This window comes from Puia sp., from assembly GCF_036500295.1.
Lineage (GTDB): Bacteria > Bacteroidota > Bacteroidia > Chitinophagales > Chitinophagaceae > Puia.
In genome coordinates this window covers 26,118-46,408 of record NZ_DASYCH010000145.1, presented here as the reverse complement: position 1 = coordinate 46,408, position 20,291 = coordinate 26,118, and the positions used below count along the sequence as shown (strand labels likewise).

Sequence of the window (20,291 nt, the reverse complement as noted above, 5' to 3'; positions counted from 1 at the left end):
GCGGACGCGGTAGGTGCGGGCGCAGCGGCGGTCTCCCAGCCGGTGACCATGGCGCGGAAGTTGTTCCAGCCGGCGAGGACGACCTGGACGACATGGACCACGAAGAAGACGCAATAGAGCCCGGTGAGGATAAAATGGATGATGCGGGCCGTCGCATAACCGCCGAAACAGGCCGCGAGCCACCCTAACTGGACGGGTTTATAAATAGCCAGCCCCGTCAGCACCGACCCCAACCCCATGACGATGATCCCGGTATAGGCAATCCGTTGCGCCCCATTGTACTTGACCTGCGGCGGGGCCGTCTTGCGCAGATGGAGATCGTGGAGCAGCACCAGCCAGGCCTCTTTGAACGAATGCCTGTTGGGAACGAGAAGCCGCCACTGCCCCGAGAAAAGGGTGTACAGCACATATACCAGCCCGTTAATGAAGAAGATCCACATAAAGAAAAAGTGGAAGGCCATGCCCTCGGCCAGCCGGCGGGATATGTTCAAATTCTTATAGAAGCCGTTGGGGAAGAAGGAGTAAAGGATATCATGCCCCACCCTTACCTTGTAGACATCATTTGCCCAGTAGATGAGCAGGCCGGACCAGATCATGGCGAACAGGACCGGGAAGTTGATCCAGTGCATCCAGCGGATGGCCAGGGGGTGTTTGGGAACCAGCTTTTTCACTGAGGCAAAAGTACAGTATTAAGCAGGATTTTACCTATATTACAATATCACAGAAGTATCACAATTAACCGCTGTCTTATGCTGAGAAACTACCTTATCATCGCCTGGCGCAGCCTCCTGCGCAACCGCACAGCCAGCATCATCAACCTATTTGGCCTTTCCGTCTCTGTCGCGTTTTGCCTGTTGCTGTTCTACCATATCCGGTGGGAGCAGTCTTTCGATACTTTTCATATCAATAAACAGCGGTTGTTCCGCGCCGAGATGAGCCAGACCGGCAGCAACGCCGGAAGAGAGAAGGCGGCAACGGGTTTTTTTGCGCGGTTCCTACCCGGGGATGATCAAAAGATGCAACTGGGCTTTCCGATCATCTGCGGCCCGGACCTCCAGCGGAATTTCCCGGAAGTGGCGGCGGTGACCCGGCTTGCACAGGGCGAAGAGAAGCTGATCCGGGCGGGCGATGCCGTCTACCGGCAAACGGAGGTGGCCGTGGCGGACGCCAATTTCTTCGAGGTCTTCTCCTTCCCGCTGTTGAAGGGCGACCCGCGGACCGTGCTGTCCTCGCCCCGGAATGTCGTACTGACGGCATCGGTGGCCAAAAAATACTTTGGAGACCGGGAGCCCCTGGGTCAAACGATCAGTCTGGCAGGCGACAGCACGCAACTCTTTCGCGTGACGGGGATCGCCCGCGACGTGCCGGCCAATTCGAGTATTCAGTTTGGCGTGGTCATGCAAATAGAAAGCGATCCCGACTATCCCGAACGCGTCAAGGCAGGATTTGACAACGCGATGTACCAGTTGGTCGTTCAGCTGAAACCGGGCACCGACGCAGGCGCCTTCGAGGGAAAGATGAATACCTGGGTGAAGAACTATATGAAGCCCGCACTCGATTTCTATCGGCAGAACGGCGTTGCGGCAACCCTGATCGACAATTTCCACTGGCATCTCCGGCCCCTCGCCGATTGCCATTACAATCCTTCCACCATCTGGGGACATTATACCAACCAGAAAGCCATCTACCAACTGTTTTGCATCGTGGGTGTGATCCTGCTGCTGGCCTCCCTGAATTACGTGCTGATCACGGTGTCCAACGCCGCGGCCCGCAGTCAGGAAGTGGGCGTGAGAAAGGTGATGGGGGCGGCCCGGCGGTCCATCGTCCTGCAATCCTGGCTGGAGACCCAGGTGACCGTGGGTGTCGCGGTGGGCTTTGGGTTGTTGCTCTCCTGGTTAGGGATGCCCCTGTTGAAAAGCGTTCTCGGCAGTGGAGCGAGCTTTAGCACCCTTTCGATGACGGAAGTGGTCGCCGCGGCGGTGGTCCTCGCCTTGGGGCTGGGCCTCGTTGCGGGGTATTACCCGGCCCTGCTGATCTCCCGGCTCAAGCCGTTGTCGGTCATGAAGAGCTTTAGCAGCGTGCGGATCAACCCGCGGTTCTCGCGGGCCCTGGTCGTTATCCAGTTTACCTGTTGCGTGGTGTTGATGACAGCGGCGTTTGTCATCGACCGCCAGCTTTCTTTTGTCATGAACAAGGACCTGGGTTTTGACAAGGACCAGGTGCTCATCATCCATACGACCACCCTGAATGCGGATATGAGCCGAAAGACCAGGGACCGGTTGTATGCTTTTGCCCGGACCCGGCCGGAGATCCTGGCGTCGACCTCGATGGACGGCGGCCCCACGGGATCGCATAATCTCAACGGCATCGTCCTCGACGGCAAGCAGGAGTGGTACAATATGATGTGGGTGGATTACAATTATTTCGAACTCCTGAAAGTAAAAACCCTCCAAGGACGAACCTTCTCGACTGCCTACCCTACCGATACCGCCGTCGTTAACAGACCCTGTGTGGTCAACGAGGCGATGATGCGGCTGTTAGGAAACAAGGCAAAAATGGGCGTCTATATCCCCGAACTCCGGGCGACGATCATCGGCATCGTAAAGGACTACAACTTCGAAAGCCTTACCCAGAAGATAACTCCCGAACAGCACCGGCTGATGAACAACCGGGCGCCCAGCGATATCCTGTTCAAGGTCCGCGGCGGGCAGGTGGCTGCGACGATCCATGCTTTTGAATCGGAATGGAAGAGCCTGACCAACAATTACCCGTTGGATTACGATTTTCTCGATGCGTCGTTGGCAAAGCGGTATGAGGCCGATGTCCGCTCGCAGCAGGCGATGGGCGCAGCCAGCTTTTTTGCGATCGTCATCGCGTGTATGGGTCTCTTTGGGCTTAGCGCGATCGCGGCCGCCAACCGGGTCAGGGAGATCGGCATCCGGAAGGTACTGGGCGCCAGCGTGCGCGAACTCGTGGGAATGCTCGCCTCGGGCTTTGTCTCGATGGTGGGGTTGTCGATCCTCATCGCGGTACCGCTGGGCTGGTGGTTGATGAATAACTGGCTGGAAGACTTCGCGTACCGGATCACGATCCAGTGGTGGATGTTTGCGGTGGTGGGATTGGCGGCCCTTGTGATCGCGTTGGCGACCGTGAGTTTCCAGGTGTTGCGGGCGGCGAGGGCGAACCCGGTGGAGGCATTGCGCAGTGAATAGGTGGATTGGCGGCTTTGGCGTTGCGCAGTGAATAGGCAGAGCCAACGGCCCGGCGAGAGTGCATGAAAAAAACAACTGTTTATGATAAAGAGCTATCTGAAGACGGCGTGGCGTAACCTGCTGCGTAACCGGGTATTCAGCATCATCAATCTGGCCGGTCTTTCCGTGTCTGTCGCCTTTTGTCTGCTCCTGTTCTATCATATCCGCTGGGAACAGGGCTTCGACGCCTTCCATAGCAATAAGGATCGTTTGTACCGGTGTGAGATGAGCCAACTCTTCCCTGACATGGATAAAAAACCGGCAAAGGGATTTTGGGGGAGCCTGTTGGGAGATGCCGATGTCGACAATAACCTTGCTTTCCCCATCATCGCGGGCCCCGATCTGCAGCACAATTTCCCCGAAGTATCGGCGATCAACCGCCTCCGAACCCAGGACGACGAACTCGTCAAAGCTGCCGGCTCGGTATATAAGGAAACGCATGTGGTGCGGGCCGATGATAATTTTTTTCAGGTATTCTCTTTTCCGCTGATAAAGGGAGATGCCCGGACGGTCCTGTCCTCGCCGCAGAACGTCGTATTGTCGGAGACCGTGGCAAAGAAATATTTCGGGGACAAGGAACCCATCGGCCAGACGATCAGCCTCGTCAACGACAGCTCCCGCCTTTACCGGGTCAGCGGGATCGCGAAGGATGCGCCCGCCAATTCCAGCATTTCCGTTGGGCTTGTTTTTCCGATCAAAGGCGATCCGGACTATGCCGAGCATGTCCGCCAGGGCTTCAATCAAATGGCCTATCAGCTGGTGGTGGAATTGCGGCCGGGGACCGACGGGCAGGTTTTTGAAAAAAAGATGAACACCTGGGTGGGCACCTATATCAAACCGTATATGGATACGGGCTGGTACAAGAGCTACCCGGCTTCGGTGCGGGATGCTTACCACTGGAACCTGCGGCCGTTTGCAGACTGCCATTATAACGTGTCGGCTCCCTGGGGTCACTATACCAATGCCCGGGCCATCTACCAACTGCTTTGCGTCGTGGCAGTGATCCTGCTGCTGGCTTCCTTGAACTATGTGTTGATAACCGTGTCCAATGCGGCGGGCCGGAGCCAGGAAGTGGGCGTGCGGAAAGTGATGGGCGCGGGGCGGCGATCGATCGTCCTGCAGTCCTGGGTGGAAACCCAACTCATCGCGGGTATTGCCGTCGGGGTGGGATTGTTGCTGTCGTGGATGGGATTGCCTTTGCTGCGCAGCACGCTCGGGAGTGGGGTGAGTTTTGGCGTTCTTTCCTGGAAAGAGATGCTCGGTGCAGCGCTGGTGCTTGCGTTTCTCCTTGGGATCCTGGCGGGGTATTACCCGGCCCTGCTGATCTCCCGGTTGAAGCCGGTGTCGATCATGAAAAGTTTTAGCAGCGTGCGGATCAACCCGCGCTTTTCCCGAATATTGGTGGTCGTGCAGTTTACGTGTTGTGTGGTGTTGATGACAGCGGCGTTTGTGATCGACCGGCAGATGGCCTTTGTGATGAATAAGGACCTGGGTTTTGACAAGGACCAGGTCCTGATCATTGACAACCCTTCGTGGGACCGGCATTTTACCGCCCAGACGAGGGACGGGCTCTATGCTTTTGCCCGCAATCACCCGGATGTGCTGGGCTTTAGTGCGATGGGCGGCGACCTGACGGGCGGCTACAATACCAATGGATTTAAACTGAACGGGAAGCAGGAATGGCGCAAGGAGTTGTTGGTGGACTATGACTTCTTCCAGCTGCTGAAGCTGAAACTGGTCCAGGGCAGGGCGTTCTCGCGGGATTTTTCGGATGATACGGCAAAGAAGGCGCCGGCCGTTGTCGTCAACGAGACCTTGTTCAACATGCTCGGAAAGGAGGCGAAGGTGGGGGTGTATAATAAAGATATCCGGGGGACGATCATCGGCGTGGTGAAGGATTACAATTTCGAGAGCGTGACCAGGAAGATAGAACCCGAGGAACACCGGCTTGGTACCCGGTGGCTGGGGCATTTTTTCTTCAAGGTGAGGGCGGGTAAGATGCCGGCGACGATCAGGGCCTTCGAGGCGGAGTGGAAGAAGATGACCAACAACTATCCCTTTTCTTATAGTTTCCTGGATGCGTCGCTGGCACAGATGTACGAGGCGGATATGCGGTGGCAGCGGGCGATGAAGGGGGCGAGCTTCTTCGCGATCGTGATCGCGTGTATGGGGTTGTTTGGACTCAGTGCGATCGCCGCGGTCAACCGGACCCGGGAGATCGGGATCCGCAAGGTGTTGGGGGCAAATGTGCGCCAACTCGTGACCCTGCTCGCCGCCGGATTCCTGTCGATGGTGGCGCTATCGATCGTCATCGCCGTTCCGCTGGGGTGGTGGCTGATGAACAAGTGGCTGGAAGATTTTGCGTACCGGATCGAGATCCGGTGGTGGATGTTTGCGGTGGTGGGGTTGACGGCGGTGGTGATCGCGCTGGCCACGGTGAGTGTGCAGGTGTTGCGCGCGGCGAGGGCCAATCCGGTGGAGGCGTTGCGGAGCGAATGATCTGCGGCGGATGAGCTGCGGAGCGAATGAGCCGCGGGCGGATGAGTTTGCGATGAGAATGATCGACTATGATGCTATATTGAAAAATGTGGGCCGGCATGCGGCGATTGACGAAGCGGCGATGGAGCATTTTATTTCCCTGTTGAAATTCCGGCGGTTGCCGCGGAAGGCCTTGTTGCTACGGGAAGGGCAGGCCTGCCGCAACTTTTATTATGTCCACTCGGGGGCGTTGAGGGCCTATTGTATGGATAAGAAGGGCAAGGAGGCGACGATTATGTTTGCGCCGGCGGATTGGTGGGTGACGGATATGTTTTGTTTTTTGAACGGGCGTAAGGCGATGATGTATATCGAGGCGTTGGAGGAGAGTGAGATCTTCCAGATCAGCAAGACCCAGCTTGATCAACTGCTGGACCGCTGGCCGACCTTCGAACGGTGGTTCCGGGTGTTGATGCAGAACGCCTATACGCGGGAGCAGCTGCGGGCGATAGACAACCTGTCCCTGTCAGCGGAACAACGCTATGCGAGTTTTGTGGCAAAGTATCCCGTTATCGCACGTCAGCTGACCCAGAAGCAGATCGCGTCCTATCTCGGGATCACGCCGGAGTTTTTGAGTGCGATCATTGGGAAGGGTGGGCGGCGGGATGGGCGAAGCTGACCCGCCGGGGGAGCCTTCTTAAGATAGTTTAAGTTTTTTTATTTCCTTCCGCGCGTTCTTTGCGCAAATATCTTTTTGTATGCTTATACTTATTGCGGGGCCCTATCGTAGCGGCACCGATGACGATCCGGTGCTGATGCAGGCGAACCTTTCGCGGCTGGAGGCGGCTGCGCTCCAGGTGTTCCGGTTGGGGCATCTGCCGATGATCGGCGAATGGGCGGCCCTGCCGTTGATGCGGGTGGCGGGATCGCAGTTCCCCGGAGATGCGGTCTGGGAGGCCATCCAATACCCGGTGGCGCACAGCCTGCTGGAGAAATGCGATGCGGTATACCGGATCGAAGGCGCGTCCAAGGGTGCGGACCAGGATGTGCGCATCGCCCGGGAGCGCGGGCTGCCGGTATATTATAACCTGGATGAGATCCCCGCCGCGACAGCGAATGTCCATTAAGGGGTGGCATCTGGTGGGCGCGCCTACTTCCCGCTCATCGACTGGATCAGCTTGGTGAGGGTGGTCAGGCTGTTCTGCTGCGAGTCGGTCATCCTGATCTCAAATGCCGACTCCATTTCCCTGCCATGAATGCGTGCCGTCGTAAAGACGATGCGGTCGAAAGTGCCGAGCAGCGTCTGCATCTGTTTGTCCTTTGGCGAGTTGCCGACGAACATGGGTTGCAGGAATTCGCCGAGGGCCTTCATGTCGACGGCCAGCGCCACAGGGGCCGAACGGATATCATCGGTAACCAGCCGGCTTGGGCCGCGGCCGGTCTTGTTGAAATAGTCATCGGTCGCCTGCTGGCTGGGGCCCAGCACGAGGATATTATCCCGGAGGGTATGGGCCGGATGCCATTTTTTGGATTTTTTTGAGGCGGTGGCGGTGTCGGCCGCAACCGGGGCCGCGGCGTCGCGGGTGAGGTGCAGGACGTCGTTCAGCTTGTTGAAGGCGTTGGCGTCACTGATCGTAACCACCACATAGACATTCGGTTTTCCGGGCCGGGCGGGTGTGCTATCCGTTGCGGGGGTGGTCTTGCCGCTGTCGATGACGGCGAGGAGGAGATCTCCTTTAAACGCCGATAGAATATCTTTTATCGTCAGATCCTTTTTTGCGAGCATGGAATCCAGGAAATGGGTGGCCTTTCCACCGGCCTGTAATTGGATGAGGTTCAGCCATGCGGAGGGGTCGATGTGGATGGAGGCCAGTCCGAGGAGATTACCCTGGGGAAGCCGGTCGATAAGCCCGGTGTTCAGGGGATGGCTGCCCGGATCGAGGTTTATGGCCTGATCGTAGAAGACGTGGCTGCGGAAGCTGATGAGGCCATTGTCGAAACGGAAGGTGCCGAGGGTGTGCGAGCGGCTACGTTTTATCTGTTCGGCCACCTGTAAGAAGCTCTTGTCTACCGGCGCCTTACTCATCCGCATGGCATCGGCCATCATGCCGAGACCCGAGCCGAAGCGGCTCCAGGAATGCACGTCTGCGTCGTCGCCAAAGCCTTTTACAAAGTCCGGGTTGGTAAGGAAGGGATTGGTGTCGGAGCCTTTCAGCGCCGCCAGGCATTTGCGGAGGGCGCTCCGCGAGTTGCGGAGGGCGATCTGGGAGTTGGTTTGGATGCCGCCCTGGGTCGGATGGACAGCCGGCCACGGTTTTACGATGACGCAAACCAGCAATTTATCGTCCCAGGCATAGGCCTTGTCCGTGCTGTCCTTTGCGGCACGGATCTTTCCGGGGAGGATGATGAATTTGCCTTTTCGCTGTTGTTTTATCGCCTGAATAAATTTTCCCGAATCGCTGAGCGGGATCAGGATCGTGGTATAACGGGGGCTGTCCACTGCCATCACATTGCTTTGCGTGATCATAAAACCCTGGCGGGGGTCGAGGCCGAGCGCGGAGGGGTTGGTGACGTAGGTGAGCCATTTGGCATTCTCGCCCTTTTGGGGCGCCATGGACATGAGCGCGTGCCAGTCCAGCTTACTGCTGATAGCGGAATAGTTGATGTGGTAGATCTTGTCCGCATCGGCTGGGATGTGGCGATAGAGGGGATTGCCTGCCGGCGTCTGACCATAAGAAAGCATTGCGGTGGAACAAAGGAATGTGGTGGCGGTCAAAACGGTCAGGAGGGTCCTGGGGTGAAATTTCATGGTTAAGTGTTTACGAGTTGTTCAAAGCTGAGCGTTTCCTGCTGGCCGGTGGACAGATCCTTTCTTTTTACGGTGCGGCCGGCGAGCTCTTCGCTGCCGAGGATAACGACGTAGTGAGCGCCTTTCTTATCTGCGTATTTGAATTGTTTGTCAAACTTTGCGGTTTCGTGATAGAGTTCGGCGGAATGTCCCTTCGACCGGAGCTGTTGCATGAGGCCGAAGGCGGCTTTTGCTTCTGCTTCCCCGAGGTTGAAGAAGAGGTATTCGATGCTGGCGTCGATCGCCGTGGGGAAGAGGGTTAGTTCGTCCATGACATCATAGATGCGGTCGACCCCGAAGCTGACGCCGACGCCGGGGATGCCGGGGACGCCGAAGGTGCCGGTGAGGTCGTCGTAGCGGCCGCCGCCGCCGATGCTGCCCATCTGGACGCCGGTGGCTTTGACCTCGAAGATGGTGCCGGTATAATAATTAAGCCCGCGGGCCAGGGTGAGGTCGACGATCAGCGAGGGCGCGCCGGGGTAGGAGGCGTCGGTTGCCGGGTTTGCGGAGGTGTCGGTTGCCGGGTTTGCGGAGACATTGGCGGCCGGGTTTGCTGACGCGTTGGTAGTGTAGGCCAGGATGTATTCCAGCTCGGCGATGCCTTTTGCGCCCGTTTCGTTTATGCCGCTTGTGCCCGTTTCGTTGATGCCGGTTGTGCCCGTTTCGTTGATGCCGGGTCCTCCGGTGGCGGGCGGCGAAAAGAGGGTTTTGAGGGCGGTGAGTTTTTCTTCGTTGGAGCCGGTGAGGGCGAGGTATTTTTCGATGATGGCTACCTGGTCGGGGGTGAGCGCGCGTTCGAGGAGTTCGGCCTTTACTTTTTCGAGGCCGATCTTATCGAGTTTGTCGATGGCGACGGTGATGTCGACCATTTTGCCGGCGCCGCCGCAGATCTCCGCGAGGGCGGCGAGGATCTTGCGGTTGTTGATGCGGATCTCGACGGGGATGCCCAGCTTCTGGAAGGCGGTGGCGTAGATGGAGGCCAGTTCGACCTCGTTGAGCAGGGAGTAGCTGCCGACGACGTCGGCGTCGCATTGGTAGAATTCACGGTAGCGGCCTTTCTGGGGACGGTCGGCGCGCCATACGGGCTGCATCTGGTAGCGGCGGAAGGGAAAGGTCAGGGTGCCGTGGTTCATGGCTACATACCGGGCAAAGGGGATCGTCAGATCATAGCGAAGGGCCCGTTCGGTCAGATTACTGTCGTTCTTTCCCGCGAGGACCTTTTCGAAGGCCGACCTGGCTTTTTCGACGTTTTTAGGGTCACTCAGGCCATTGTTTAGGATCTTGAAAATTAGCTTATCACCTTCCTCCCCGTATTTGCCCATGAGAGTGTCGAGATTTTCCATGGCGGGAGTTTCGAGGGGCTGGTAGCCATAGAGTTCGAAGACGGTGCGGATGGTATCGAAGATATACCGCCGTTTGCGAACGGTGGCGGGATCGAAGTCGCGGGTGCCTTGCGGGAGACTGGGTTTATTCTTGCTCATTTTGCTTTTGGTTATTGGGCCGGCCGGGCTGGCTGGGGGGTAAGGTGGCCATATTTGGCGATGATGTGGTCGGCGGCGGCATCGATCATTTTATATACTTCATGATAGCCGGGTTCGGGGCCGTACCAGGGGTCGGGGACGTCTTCGTCTTTGCCGGGGTGTAATTCGTTCATCAGCAGTTCAACCCTGGACGGGTCGAACTGGCGGCCGGCGATGCGGCGCATTTCATCGACGACATCGCTGGCCATGGCATAGATTTTGTCAAATCGTTGAAGGTCAGCGGCGGTAAAACGGCGTGCGCGTTGTTGGGTGATGTCGATGCCGTTATGGCGGGCCACTTTTTGGGCGAGGTGGTGCGGGGCTTCGCCGATGTGATAGCCGTTGGTGCCTGCGCTGTCGATGGTCCAGTCGAGGCCTGCCGCCCGGGCTTTTTCCTGCAGGATGCCTTCCGCCAGCGGGCTGCGGCAGATGTTGCCGAGGCAGACCATCAGGAAGGAGGCGGGTTGAGCCGGTTTTGTCCCGGAGGTGTTGGGCGCTGTTTCCATGGGCGCAAAGGTACGGCAAAAAGGGAATGGCAGGCGGCCGGAACGGAGGAAGACAGGTGGGCGGATCATGGAAGAACGGGACCTGGGGCGGATATGGGATCATGGAAAAATGGCGTCTGGAGACAGGGTGGGATTTATGGAATCGGGGTTGTTGCGGCATCTAATTTAATGCTATAGGTGGATGTTTTTAAGGTTATTTGCTTAATTTGCCCGCCCTGGGGACGCCAGGCGGGCGGAACCACAATAAATTAGTAAAAAATGGCAAACGAGTATCCGGGAGTGCCGAAAGGGGGTCCGGAACATGATGAAACGAATGGGGCGCCGAGGCCTTTTGTGGAGAAGAGCCGGAAGAAGTCGTATGAGCTTAGGCGTGCGATCCTGGATTACGGCATGGGGGTGATCATCTTTTGTCTCGGGCTGGTTATCCTGTTGGCGCCAAAGCTTGGGGTGTCGGTCAATCTTGATGATCCGCTCCGGTATGCCATGGGGGGATTATTCCTGCTATATGGAGGATTTCGGGTTTACCGCGGGAGGCAGAAAAATTACTATAACAACTAATGGACGGGTATTTCCGGTAATGATATGATCGGTATTGGTAAAGGCATTCTGACAGGCTTTGTTGTTTGCACTCTTCTGGGCGGCTGCGCCAGCAAGGCGCCCAAGACGGCGCAGGAGACGCCGACGAATGGGACGATCCATATCAGTGTGGACGAGTCGTTCCGGCCGGTGATCGATTCCCAGATAAAGGTTTTTGAGTCCTCGTTCCCCAACGTTCATATTATTGCAGATTACCGGTCGGAGGCGCAGTGTCTGCGCGACCTGACCACGGACAGCACGCGGATGGTGCTGGTGACGCGCGGGCTGACGCCGGAGGAGGGAAATTTCTACAATGACTCTTTCCATCTGCGGCCCACTTTTGGGGTGCTGGCCTTTGATGCGATCGCGGTGATCGTTAACAAGGCATCCAAAGATTCTGTTTTCGAGATGCAGGACCTGAAGGATATGCTGAGCGGAGCCGATACGAAGCATTTGCCGGTGATGGATGGGGTGTCGGCGACCAGCACGGTGCGTTATGCGATGGATTCGATCCTTGGCGGGAAGCCGCTTGGGAAGACGGTGACCGCGGCCCGGAGCAGTGAGGGGGTGGTGAATTATGTGGCGAATAATCCCCGCGCCGTGGGTTTTATCGGTGCGGGCTGGATCGCGGACCGGAATGATCCGGGTGATACGAGCTTTAATAAAAATGTGATCGTAGCGGCTATCCGGTGTAAGAACTGCCTCGGGGCAACTTATGTCAGACCCTATCAGGCAAATATTGCACTGCAACGGTACCCACTGGTTCGAAGTTTGTATTATATCCTGAAAGAGAATTTTAGCGGAGTGGGGAACAACTTCGTCAATTTTCTGCAGTATGAACGCGGACAGCTGATCTTCAGTAAAGCTTATTTGTGGCCGGCGGGAATGCATTTCGAGCTTCGGGACGTGCAGCTTAGTAAATAGGGGCATTGTCACATTAATCGACAGGGAAGAAGCCACTACGGAAAAAGGGAGATTGTTTTTTCACAAAAATTTAAACCAGATTTATATAAATTTACACACTTCTAAACAAGACTACGTAATGAAGAACAAGATGCGAATCGGCTTACTACTGGTGGCAAGTGTTGCAGGTCTCTGCAATATAGCATTGGCTCAGACGGTGGAACAGGGGAAGAAATTCCTCTATTATCAGCGTTTCAAGAGCGCTAACGATGTGTTTGACAAGATACTGGCAGGCAATCCCAACAATATAGACGCGATTTACTGGAAAGGACAGACCCTTTTGGCGCAGCATGACTCTGTTGCCGCCGGCGACCTGTATTCCAAGGCACTGCAGACGAACGGCAATGCGCCGATGTTGCTGGCCGGAATGGGGGGTGTGGAGTTGCGGATGGGGAAGACCCCCGATGCGAAGCAGCGCTTCGAGACGGCGATCAGCCTCACCAAGGGCAAGGATGTCAATGTCCTGAATGCCGTTGCCGACAATAATATCGATGCCCGCAACGGGGATGCGCAATATGCCATCGAAAAGCTGACGCAGGCCACCCAGACGAAGAATTTCAATAATGCGGATACTTATTTGTTGATGGGGGATGCCTACCGGAAGCTGATCGACGGGGGTAATGCGGTGCAGTCCTATCAGAAGGCGCTGACGCTTGACCCTAAGCTGGCGGAGGCGAAGTATAAGATCGGGAAGATCTATGAGACCCAGAAGAACACTGAGTTCTATCTGCCGGCTTATAACGATGCCGTCCAAATGGACCCGAACTATGCGCCGGCTTATTATGCTTTGTATGTGCACTATTTCGAGCATGGTGATGTCGATAAGACGACGGATTTCCTGAATAAATATGTTGCGGTGACCGATGAGACCCCTGAGTTGAAGTACGATCAGACCACGCTGTTGTATGTCGGTAAGAAATACGATGAAGCCATTGCGGCTTCCAAGGCAGCGATCCAGGCCCAGGGGGATAAGGTTTATCCGAAGTATTATCTGTTGCTTGCCTACTCCTATGATGGGAAGAATGACAGTGTGAATGCGCGGGAGTATCTGAATCAATATTTCCAGAAGCAGAAACCGGATGCGCTTACAGGCAGGGACTATGCTTTTCAAGGGAAGGTGCTGACGAAATTCCATTCCGACAGTGTCGCGGCCATCGCTGCGTATATGAAGGCGATCAATATGGATACGATACTGCAGAACAAGTTGGATGTTATCAAGGAGGCGCAGGACTTCGCCAAGCAATCGGGAAATAAGGGCGCATATGCTTACTGGCTGGGCGTCGGGTATCCGTACCTCAAGGACCCCAACCAGAACGAGCTTTACAACTGGGGTTTTGCGAACTATTCTGCGGGTAACTATCAGGCGTCAGACAGCATATTCTGCGGGCTTTATGAGTCGAAGTATCCGAATGAGATCTTCGGTTACCTGTGGTGTAAGAACTCCGCTTTGGCGCTGGATGATTCTCTTTGGACGAAGGGATTGCCGATAGAAGCGTATCAGAAACTGGGGGCGATTGCGCGTAGCCTGGATTCGACTGCGAAGGCCGCTAACAGCCCGGATTCGACCAAATATAAACGATATGTTATAGAATCTTATTCCCAGCTGGCCGGTTACTTTAACAATGTGAAGAAGGACAAGGAAACGGCGATCACTTACCTGGACATGTGGATCGAGGTGGACCCGGCCGATCCCAATCCGAAGAAGTTTAAGGAGATACTGACCCGGAAGCCACCGCCAGCGGCTAAACCTTCTTCGGGCGGGAAGAAAGCTGCGAGGAAGTAAAAACTACAGTAAATAGTTGACTATAAGGGGCCGGCGCGAAATTAAATAGTCGCGCCGGCCCCTTTTTTACTTGGAAATCCGGAATGCTGGCTTATTTTTGCGGGTGAAATCCTATAATCTATCATATGGACATCACCCTTCTACAGGTCACTAACCCAAATCTGAATAATTCTACCAGTTATTTTCCGATCGGTGTCCAACTCATATTCGCTCTTGGCTTCGTAGGTGCGGTACTTGGCCTCACTCATTTGCTGGGCCCTAAACGCAAGACTGCTGAAAAACTCCAAAACTTTGAAAGTGGTATCGAAGCCGTCGGTAATGCGCGTCATCCGATGGCCATCAAATATTTCTTAGTAGCTATCCTGTTTGTACTTTTTGACGTGGAAGTAATCTTTTTCTATCCCTACGCTGTTAATTTCAGGGGGTTGGGGTGGAATGGCTTTATGGAGGTGTTGATGTTCGTTGGCTTTTTTCTTGCAGGCTTTATATATGTCATCAAGAAAGGAGCGTTGACCTGGGAAGACTAGTGAGCGTAGCGAAGCCAGGGAACGTGGCGGAGCAGCCCTGACGAAGTTCGGATTGATGAGGTAACATTAAAATATTTGAGTATATGGCACGTCCGGTTAGGTTCAATATTCATCCCATTCAGGCCGATGTTAAAGATAACATCAGCCTTGCCAATATGCCTGAGGGTTTTGGCGGGGACGGTTTTTTTACGACCAAGCTGAGTGATGTTGTGGGGTTGGCCCGGAAGAATTCGCTCTGGCCCATGCCTTTTGCAACTTCCTGTTGCGGGATCGAATTCATGGCGACGATGGCCAGCCACTATGATCTGGCGCGGTTTGGCGCGGAGCGGCTTGGTTTTTCTCCCCGGCAGTGCGATCTGCTGATGGTGATGGGGACCATTGCGAAGAAGATGGGCCCGATCGTGAAGCAGGTGTATCTGCAGATGGCCGAACCTCGTTGGGTGATGGCCGTGGGTGCCTGTGCGAGCAGCGGGGGCATTTTCGACACCTATTCTGTATTACAGGGGATCGACCAGGTGGTACCGGTTGACGTTTATGTTCCGGGTTGTCCGCCGCGGCCTGAGGCGATCCTTGACGGTTTTATGCGGATTCAGGACCTTGTTGGCCAGGAGAGCATCCGTCGCCGCAATGGTGACCAGTATAAGGGGTTGTTACAGAGTTACGGCATACAATAAAAAGCGTAGCTGCCTTTTGGCGGCTTTTTGTATATATGGCATTAACCAACGAAACGATCAAGGATCGGCTTATTACGAAATTTGGAGAGCAGCTTTCCCACTTTGAAGAGCCGTATGGCTTTCTGACCTTCGAGGCGCCCAAGGACCTTAACTTAAAAGTGATGCAATTCCTGTTTGATGACGAGGAGTTGCGTTTCCAGTTTCTCACCGATCTGACGGCGGTACATTACCCCGATCAGCGGGGGAGGGAGCTGGCGGTCGTTTATCATCTGCACAATCTTACCGATAATATCCGGTTGCGGTTTAAAGTGTTTACGTCGATCGAGAAGCCCGATGTTTACACGGCGACGCAGTTGTATTCTTCCGCCAATTGGATGGAGCGGGAGACGTTTGATTTTTTCGGGGTGAATTTTGTGGGTCATCCCAATCTGAAGCGGATATTGAACGTTGATGAGATGGAGTATTTCCCGATGAGAAAGGAGTTTCCGCTGGAGGATCAGACGAGGATCGATAAGGATGATGCGATGTTTGGGCGTGGGCCTTTGCCGGCGGCGGCCAACCGCGGAGCGGTTGAGACTCCGAGGCATGCCGAGGAGCCGCTGGTTCCTGCCAGCGGGACGCCGGGTGGGGGTCAGCAGAAACAGGATTGGAAGACGGATACTACGGCGGGAACGGATGGAACCACCGCCGATAAGAATTGATATCGCTGAACGGAGCGTCGCAACGAAAGATGAAGAGAGATAAGACGCCGACGACAAAAAAAAGTAACACATGAGCACCGAGCAACACATAAAATTGCCGGAAGGCAGCATCGAGAAGACAACGACTACGCTGAACCTGGGTCCAACGCACCCGGCTACGCACGGGGTATTCCAAAATATCCTGGAACTCGATGGAGAGCGGATCGTTTCCGCGGAACAAACGGTGGGGTATATCCACCGGGCGTTCGAGAAGCTGGCTGAGCGCCGGCCGCTTTATCAGATAACGACGCTGACGGACCGGCTGAACTATTGTTCTTCCCCGATAAACAATATGGGCTGGCATCTCACCTGTGAGAAGCTGCTGGGTGTGAAGACGCCGAAGCGGGTGGATTATCTGCGGGTGATCATCATGGAGCTGTCGCGGATCTCCGACCATCTGATCTGTAATTCGGTGGTAGGGGTTGACTCGGGGGCCTTCACGGGATTCCTGTATGTGATGCAGTACCGCGAGCTGATCTATGAGATCTATGAAGAGGTGTGCGGGAGCCGGCTGACGACGAATATGGGCCGGATCGGCGGGTTCGAGCGGAATTTTACGCAGGCCGCCTGGGAGAAACTGGATCGCTTCATGGCGGAGTATCCGGCGGTACTAAAGGAGTTTGAGCACCTGTTCACGCGCAATAGAATTTTTATGGAGCGGACGATCGGCGCGGGTCCGATCAGTGCGGAGCGGGCATTGAACTATGGCTTTACGGGGCCGAATCTTCGTGCGGCGGGTGCCGATTATGACGTTCGCGTACATACACCCTATTCTTCGTACGAGGATTTTGAGTTTGATATCCCTGTCGGAAAGACGGGTGATTGCTATGACCGGTTTCTGGTGCGTAATGGCGAGATGTGGCAGTCGATGCGGATCATCGAGCAGGCGTACCGGAAGATACAGGATATGAAGGGCGCCGAGGCGGATGTTTATCACGCGGATGTGCCCGAGTATTATCTGCCGGCGAAGGAGGATGTGTATACGAAGATGGAGGCGTTGATCTGGCATTTCAAGATCATAATGGGTGAGACGGAGATCCCGCCGGGTGAGGTTTACTGTTCGGTCGAGGGTGGGAATGGAGAGGTTGGATACTATCTGATCAGCGATGGGGGGCGGACGCCTTACCGGCTGCATTTCCGCCGGCCCTGCTTTATTTATTACCAGGCGTATTCGGAGTTGACGCAGGGGGCGATGCTGAGCGATGCTATTATTGTTATGAGTTCGTTGAACCTTATTGCGGGGGAAATGGACGCCTGACCGAGCGGAGGGAAGGTCGCGGAGCAAAGCGAAGCAGACATTAGCCCTGTGGAGACTGCGGAGCAGTCGATGCGAGGGAGAGACTATAAAAAATTGATATGGTAAAGTTCTCGGATGAAAAACTAAAGAAGGTGGACGAAATTATCGCCCGATACCCGCAGGGGAAGCAGAAGAGCGCTATCCTGCCGATCCTGCATATTGCGCAGGAGGAGTTTGGAGGTTGGCTTAGTGTGGAGACGATGGATTATGTGGCGACGATCCTGAAGATCGAGCCGATCGAGGTGTATGAGGTGGCTACCTTTTATTCCATGTATAATCTGAAGCCGGTGGGCCGGTATATGTTCGAGGTATGTCAGACGGGGCCTTGCATGTTGCGGGGCAGCGATGACATCATCGATTATATCAAGAAGAAGCTGGGGATCGGGGTTGGCGAGACGACGCCGGACGGGCTTTTCTCGCTGAAGACGGTGGAGTGTCTGGGGGCTTGCGGGTATGCGCCGATGATGCAGCTGGGCAAGCATTTCCGGGAGAATCTGACGCCGGAGAAGGTGGATGCGATCATTGAAGAATGCCGGAAGACGGCTGCTACGAATAATTAAATCATTATGGGTAGAAAATTATTACTAGAGAAGGCCGGGGTTGAAGGGATCCGCGGGTACGATGTTTATCGGCGGGAGGGAGGCTATGCGAGTGTCGAGAAGGCCTTGAAGAACATGACGCCCGATCAGGTGACGGAAGAGGTGAAGAAGAGCGGCTTGCGGGGTCGTGGCGGTGCGGGTTTCCCGACGGGGATGAAGTGGAGCTTTCTGGCGAAACCGGAAGGTGTGCCACGTTATCTGGTTTGTAATGCCGACGAGTCGGAACCGGGGACGTTCAAGGATCGGTATCTGATGGAGTTTTTGCCGCATTTGCTGATCGAGGGACTGGTGGTTTCGTCCTATGCGCTTGGCAGTCATTCGACGTATATCTATATCCGCGGCGAGTATGCGTGGATCCCCGATATTCTGGAACAGGCGATTGCGGAGGCGAAGGCCAACGGCTGGCTTGGGAAGAACATCCTGGGAACGGGCTTCGACTGCGAGATCTATGTTCACCGGGGCGCCGGGGCTTATATCTGCGGTGAAGAGACGGCGCTGATCGAGTCGCTGGAAGGCAAGCGGGGTAACCCGCGGATCAAGCCGCCTTTCCCGGCTGTAAGGGGAGTTTGGGATTGCCCGACGGTGGTGAATAATGTGGAGACGCTGGCGGCCGTAGTGCCGATCATCAATATCGGCGGGGAAGAATATGCGAAGATCGGCGTGGGTAAGTCGACGGGTACGAAGCTGTTGTCGGCATGCGGGAACATCAACAAGCCGGGGGTTTATGAGATAGATATGACGATCTCCGTGGAAGAGTTTATTTATTCCGATGAATATTGCGGCGGGATTGCCAATGGGAAGCGGCTGAAGGCCTGTATCCCTGGCGGTTCGTCGGTGCCGATATTGCCCGCTAACCTGTTGCTGAAGACGGTGAAGGGTGAGAAGCGGATGATGAACTATGAGAGTCTTTCCGACGGCGGTTTCCCGAAGGGATCGATGATGGGTTCGGGCGGGTTTATCGTGCTGGACGAGGATCAGTGTGTGGTCAAGCATACGCTGACGCTGGCGCGGTTCTACCGGCACGAAAGCTGCGGACAGTGTTCGCCTTGCCGGGAAGGGACGGGATGGATGGAGAAGATCCTGAAGAATATCGAGACGGGTAAGGGGAAGCAGAGTGATATCGACCTGCTTTGGGATATCCAGCGGAAGATCGAGGGGAATACGATCTGTCCGCTTGGGGATGCGGCGGCCTGGCCGATAGCGGCGGCGATCCGGCATTTCCGGGATGAGTTTGAGTGGCATGTGGATAATCCGAAGGAGTGCCTGGTAAGGAATTATGGATTAGCTCATTATGCCGACCCGCTGGAAGCGGTGCCGGCGTAGGGGGGCTGAGCACTTAAGATAAAAGCGTCAGTTATAAAAAGACAAACATGGCAGACGAAAAGAAAATGTTTAAGGTAACGATCGATAACATTACGGTGGAAGTGGAGCCGGGGACGAACATTTTGCAGGCGGCCCGGATGATTGGCGGGGATGTGGCGCCACCGGCGATGTGTTATTATTCGAAGCTGAAGGGTACCGGCGGGAAATGCCGGACCTGTCTGGTGGAGGTTGCGGCGGGCAGTACTGCGGATCCGCGGCCGATGCCGAAGCTGGTGGCATCCTGCCGGACGAACGTGATGGATGGGATGGTGGTGAAGAATATCACGAGCGAGAAGGTGATCGACGCCCGCAACGGGGTTGTCGAGATGTTGCTGATCAACCACCCGCTGGACTGTCCGATCTGTGACCAGGCCGGGGAGTGTCAGCTGCAGGACCTCAGCTATGAGAACGGCCGTCCCGGCACGCGGTATGAGTTTGCGCGGCGCACCTTTGAGAAGCACGATCTGGGTCCATATATCCAGTTGCATATGACGCGCTGTATCCTTTGCTACCGCTGCGTTTTCACGGCGGATCAGCTGACGAACAAGCGGGTGCATGGGATCCTGGATCGCGGGGAGCATGCGGAGATCGCGACCTATATCCATCAATCGCTGGACAACGATTTTATCGGAAATATCATCGATGTATGCCCGGTGGGCGCACTGACGGATAAGACCTTCCGGTTCAAGAACCGGGTATGGTTTCTCAAGCCCGTGGATGCACATCGGGATTGCGGTCATGCGAACTGCAAGGGGCATGTGACCCTTTGGTACCGGGGCGATGAGGTGTTCCGGGTAACGGCGCGCAAGGATCAGTGGGGGGAGGTTACGGACTGGATCTGTAACGAGTGCCGCTTTGAGAAGAAGAAGACCAGCGACTGGACGATCGACGGACCGACGAAGGTCAGCCGGCACAGCGTTATTTCGCAGGGGCACTATGTTGGGGTCGAGCGGCCGCAGGAGGTGTTGTACGATGTGCTGGATGGGCGGAAGCCGAAGCTGTTGATGGATATCCATACGATCAGCGAGGTGAACAGGCCGGAGATCGATCTGAGCGAGATACAGGGGCCTTCGCATTCGACAGATTTTGGGCCGCATGAGGCGAGGGGCGTTAATGCGACCAGCGAGGCGGGGAATCCCTGGAACGACGATAAGAAAAAGAAGAAATAGG

18 protein-coding genes are annotated in these 20,291 nt (G+C 55.6%); 14 read left to right on the top strand and 4 right to left on the bottom strand.

Annotated elements, in window-relative coordinates:
- The coding region (locus VGM48_RS25515) for a cytochrome b/b6 domain-containing protein (RefSeq protein WP_331583943.1) at positions 1 to 671 on the bottom strand (671 nt) is incomplete at its 3' end.
- A 78-nt stretch (positions 672 to 749) separates the two neighbouring features.
- On the opposite strand from VGM48_RS25515, the gene VGM48_RS25510 reads away from it, so the two are divergent.
- The 4 genes from VGM48_RS25510 to VGM48_RS25495 all read left to right on the top strand — a co-directional run bounded on the left by VGM48_RS25510 (position 750) and on the right by VGM48_RS25495 (position 6,853).
- Positions 750 to 3,212, top strand: coding sequence for an ABC transporter permease (locus VGM48_RS25510; protein ID WP_331583941.1), 2,463 nt, complete (start codon positions 750 to 752; stop codon positions 3,210 to 3,212).
- An 81-nt stretch (positions 3,213 to 3,293) separates the two neighbouring features.
- Positions 3,294 to 5,750 (top strand): ABC transporter permease, encoded by a 2,457-nt coding sequence (locus tag VGM48_RS25505; protein WP_331583939.1) that lies wholly within the window; start codon positions 3,294 to 3,296, stop codon positions 5,748 to 5,750.
- A 10-nt stretch (positions 5,751 to 5,760) separates the two neighbouring features.
- On the top strand, positions 5,761 to 6,405 hold the full coding sequence (locus VGM48_RS25500) for a Crp/Fnr family transcriptional regulator (RefSeq protein WP_331583937.1): 645 nt from the start codon (positions 5,761 to 5,763) through the stop codon (positions 6,403 to 6,405).
- Between the two features lie 79 nt (positions 6,406 to 6,484).
- Entirely contained in the window at positions 6,485 to 6,853 is a 369-nt protein-coding gene (locus VGM48_RS25495; RefSeq protein ID WP_331583935.1) for a hypothetical protein, read from the top strand.
- A gap of 23 nt (positions 6,854 to 6,876) precedes the next feature.
- Here the strand turns inward: VGM48_RS25495 and VGM48_RS25490 are convergent, their stop codons facing one another.
- From VGM48_RS25490 to VGM48_RS25480, 3 genes are read right to left on the bottom strand one after another with little or no spacing between them, the layout of a single operon-like run.
- Positions 6,877 to 8,535: a hypothetical protein gene (locus VGM48_RS25490; protein ID WP_331583933.1), complete on the bottom strand. Its 1,659-nt coding sequence runs from the start codon at positions 8,533 to 8,535 to the stop codon at positions 6,877 to 6,879.
- Positions 8,536 to 8,537: 2 nt separating this feature from the next.
- A complete protein-coding gene (locus tag VGM48_RS25485; protein ID WP_331583931.1) occupies positions 8,538 to 10,055 on the bottom strand; it encodes a histidine--tRNA ligase in 1,518 nt (505 codons plus the stop codon).
- An 11-nt stretch (positions 10,056 to 10,066) separates the two neighbouring features.
- A complete protein-coding gene (locus VGM48_RS25480; protein ID WP_331583929.1) occupies positions 10,067 to 10,600 on the bottom strand; it encodes a low molecular weight protein-tyrosine-phosphatase in 534 nt (177 codons plus the stop codon).
- A 258-nt stretch (positions 10,601 to 10,858) separates the two neighbouring features.
- Here VGM48_RS25480 and VGM48_RS25475 point away from each other — a divergent pair, with 258 nt between their 5' ends.
- The 10 genes from VGM48_RS25475 (at position 10,859) to VGM48_RS25430 (ending at position 20,290) form a co-directional block, all read left to right on the top strand.
- Positions 10,859 to 11,158 (top strand): hypothetical protein, encoded by a 300-nt coding sequence (locus VGM48_RS25475; protein WP_331583927.1) that lies wholly within the window; start codon positions 10,859 to 10,861, stop codon positions 11,156 to 11,158.
- A 24-nt stretch (positions 11,159 to 11,182) separates the two neighbouring features.
- On the top strand, positions 11,183 to 12,100 hold the full coding sequence (locus VGM48_RS25470) for a substrate-binding domain-containing protein (RefSeq protein ID WP_331583925.1): 918 nt from the start codon (positions 11,183 to 11,185) through the stop codon (positions 12,098 to 12,100).
- 118 nt (positions 12,101 to 12,218) lie between these two features.
- The gene (locus VGM48_RS25465; RefSeq protein WP_331583923.1) at positions 12,219 to 13,922 is read left to right on the top strand and encodes a tetratricopeptide repeat protein; all 1,704 of its coding nucleotides are present in this window, start codon (positions 12,219 to 12,221) and stop codon (positions 13,920 to 13,922) included.
- A gap of 125 nt (positions 13,923 to 14,047) precedes the next feature.
- A complete protein-coding gene (locus tag VGM48_RS25460; RefSeq protein WP_331583921.1) occupies positions 14,048 to 14,449 on the top strand; it encodes an NADH-quinone oxidoreductase subunit A in 402 nt (133 codons plus the stop codon).
- An 83-nt stretch (positions 14,450 to 14,532) separates the two neighbouring features.
- Positions 14,533 to 15,123: an NADH-quinone oxidoreductase subunit B gene (locus tag VGM48_RS25455; RefSeq protein ID WP_331583919.1), complete on the top strand. Its 591-nt coding sequence runs from the start codon at positions 14,533 to 14,535 to the stop codon at positions 15,121 to 15,123.
- A 35-nt stretch (positions 15,124 to 15,158) separates the two neighbouring features.
- Complete coding sequence (locus VGM48_RS25450) at positions 15,159 to 15,824, top strand: NADH-quinone oxidoreductase subunit C (RefSeq protein WP_331583917.1); 666 nt, start codon at positions 15,159 to 15,161, stop codon at positions 15,822 to 15,824.
- A 70-nt stretch (positions 15,825 to 15,894) separates the two neighbouring features.
- The gene (locus VGM48_RS25445) at positions 15,895 to 17,121 is read left to right on the top strand and encodes an NADH-quinone oxidoreductase subunit D (RefSeq protein ID WP_331583915.1); all 1,227 of its coding nucleotides are present in this window, start codon (positions 15,895 to 15,897) and stop codon (positions 17,119 to 17,121) included.
- A gap of 98 nt (positions 17,122 to 17,219) precedes the next feature.
- Positions 17,220 to 17,720 (top strand): NAD(P)H-dependent oxidoreductase subunit E, encoded by a 501-nt coding sequence (locus tag VGM48_RS25440; protein ID WP_331583913.1) that lies wholly within the window; start codon positions 17,220 to 17,222, stop codon positions 17,718 to 17,720.
- A 6-nt stretch (positions 17,721 to 17,726) separates the two neighbouring features.
- Positions 17,727 to 19,082, top strand: coding sequence for an NADH-quinone oxidoreductase subunit NuoF (gene nuoF, locus VGM48_RS25435; protein ID WP_331583911.1), 1,356 nt, complete (start codon positions 17,727 to 17,729; stop codon positions 19,080 to 19,082).
- Between the two features lie 47 nt (positions 19,083 to 19,129).
- The gene (locus VGM48_RS25430; protein WP_331583909.1) at positions 19,130 to 20,290 is read left to right on the top strand and encodes a 2Fe-2S iron-sulfur cluster-binding protein; all 1,161 of its coding nucleotides are present in this window, start codon (positions 19,130 to 19,132) and stop codon (positions 20,288 to 20,290) included.
- Position 20,291: the final 1 nt, after the last annotated feature.

Excerpts from the sequence above, each read along its gene's own strand:
- VGM48_RS25510 (WP_331583941.1), top strand. The coding sequence starts at position 750 with ATGCTGAGAAACTACCTTATCATCGCCTGGCGCAGCCTCCTGCGCAAC.
- VGM48_RS25455 (WP_331583919.1), top strand. The coding sequence starts at position 14,533 with ATGGCACGTCCGGTTAGGTTCAATATTCATCCCATTCAGGCCGATGTT.
- VGM48_RS25450 (WP_331583917.1), top strand. The coding sequence starts at position 15,159 with ATGGCATTAACCAACGAAACGATCAAGGATCGGCTTATTACGAAATTT.
- VGM48_RS25480 (WP_331583929.1), bottom strand. The coding sequence starts at position 10,600 with ATGGAAACAGCGCCCAACACCTCCGGGACAAAACCGGCTCAACCCGCC.
- VGM48_RS25470 (WP_331583925.1), top strand. The coding sequence starts at position 11,183 with ATGATCGGTATTGGTAAAGGCATTCTGACAGGCTTTGTTGTTTGCACT.
- VGM48_RS25500 (WP_331583937.1), top strand. The coding sequence starts at position 5,761 with ATGAGCTGCGGAGCGAATGAGCCGCGGGCGGATGAGTTTGCGATGAGA.
- VGM48_RS25485 (WP_331583931.1), bottom strand. The coding sequence starts at position 10,055 with ATGAGCAAGAATAAACCCAGTCTCCCGCAAGGCACCCGCGACTTCGAT.
- VGM48_RS25440 (WP_331583913.1), top strand. The coding sequence starts at position 17,220 with ATGGTAAAGTTCTCGGATGAAAAACTAAAGAAGGTGGACGAAATTATC.
- VGM48_RS25460 (WP_331583921.1), top strand. The coding sequence starts at position 14,048 with ATGGACATCACCCTTCTACAGGTCACTAACCCAAATCTGAATAATTCT.
- VGM48_RS25430 (WP_331583909.1), top strand. The coding sequence starts at position 19,130 with ATGGCAGACGAAAAGAAAATGTTTAAGGTAACGATCGATAACATTACG.
- VGM48_RS25505 (WP_331583939.1), top strand. The coding sequence starts at position 3,294 with ATGATAAAGAGCTATCTGAAGACGGCGTGGCGTAACCTGCTGCGTAAC.
- VGM48_RS25465 (WP_331583923.1), top strand. The coding sequence starts at position 12,219 with ATGAAGAACAAGATGCGAATCGGCTTACTACTGGTGGCAAGTGTTGCA.
- VGM48_RS25490 (WP_331583933.1), bottom strand. The coding sequence starts at position 8,535 with ATGAAATTTCACCCCAGGACCCTCCTGACCGTTTTGACCGCCACCACA.
- VGM48_RS25475 (WP_331583927.1), top strand. The coding sequence starts at position 10,859 with ATGGCAAACGAGTATCCGGGAGTGCCGAAAGGGGGTCCGGAACATGAT.
- VGM48_RS25495 (WP_331583935.1), top strand. The coding sequence starts at position 6,485 with ATGCTTATACTTATTGCGGGGCCCTATCGTAGCGGCACCGATGACGAT.
- VGM48_RS25445 (WP_331583915.1), top strand. The coding sequence starts at position 15,895 with ATGAGCACCGAGCAACACATAAAATTGCCGGAAGGCAGCATCGAGAAG.
- nuoF (WP_331583911.1), top strand. The coding sequence starts at position 17,727 with ATGGGTAGAAAATTATTACTAGAGAAGGCCGGGGTTGAAGGGATCCGC.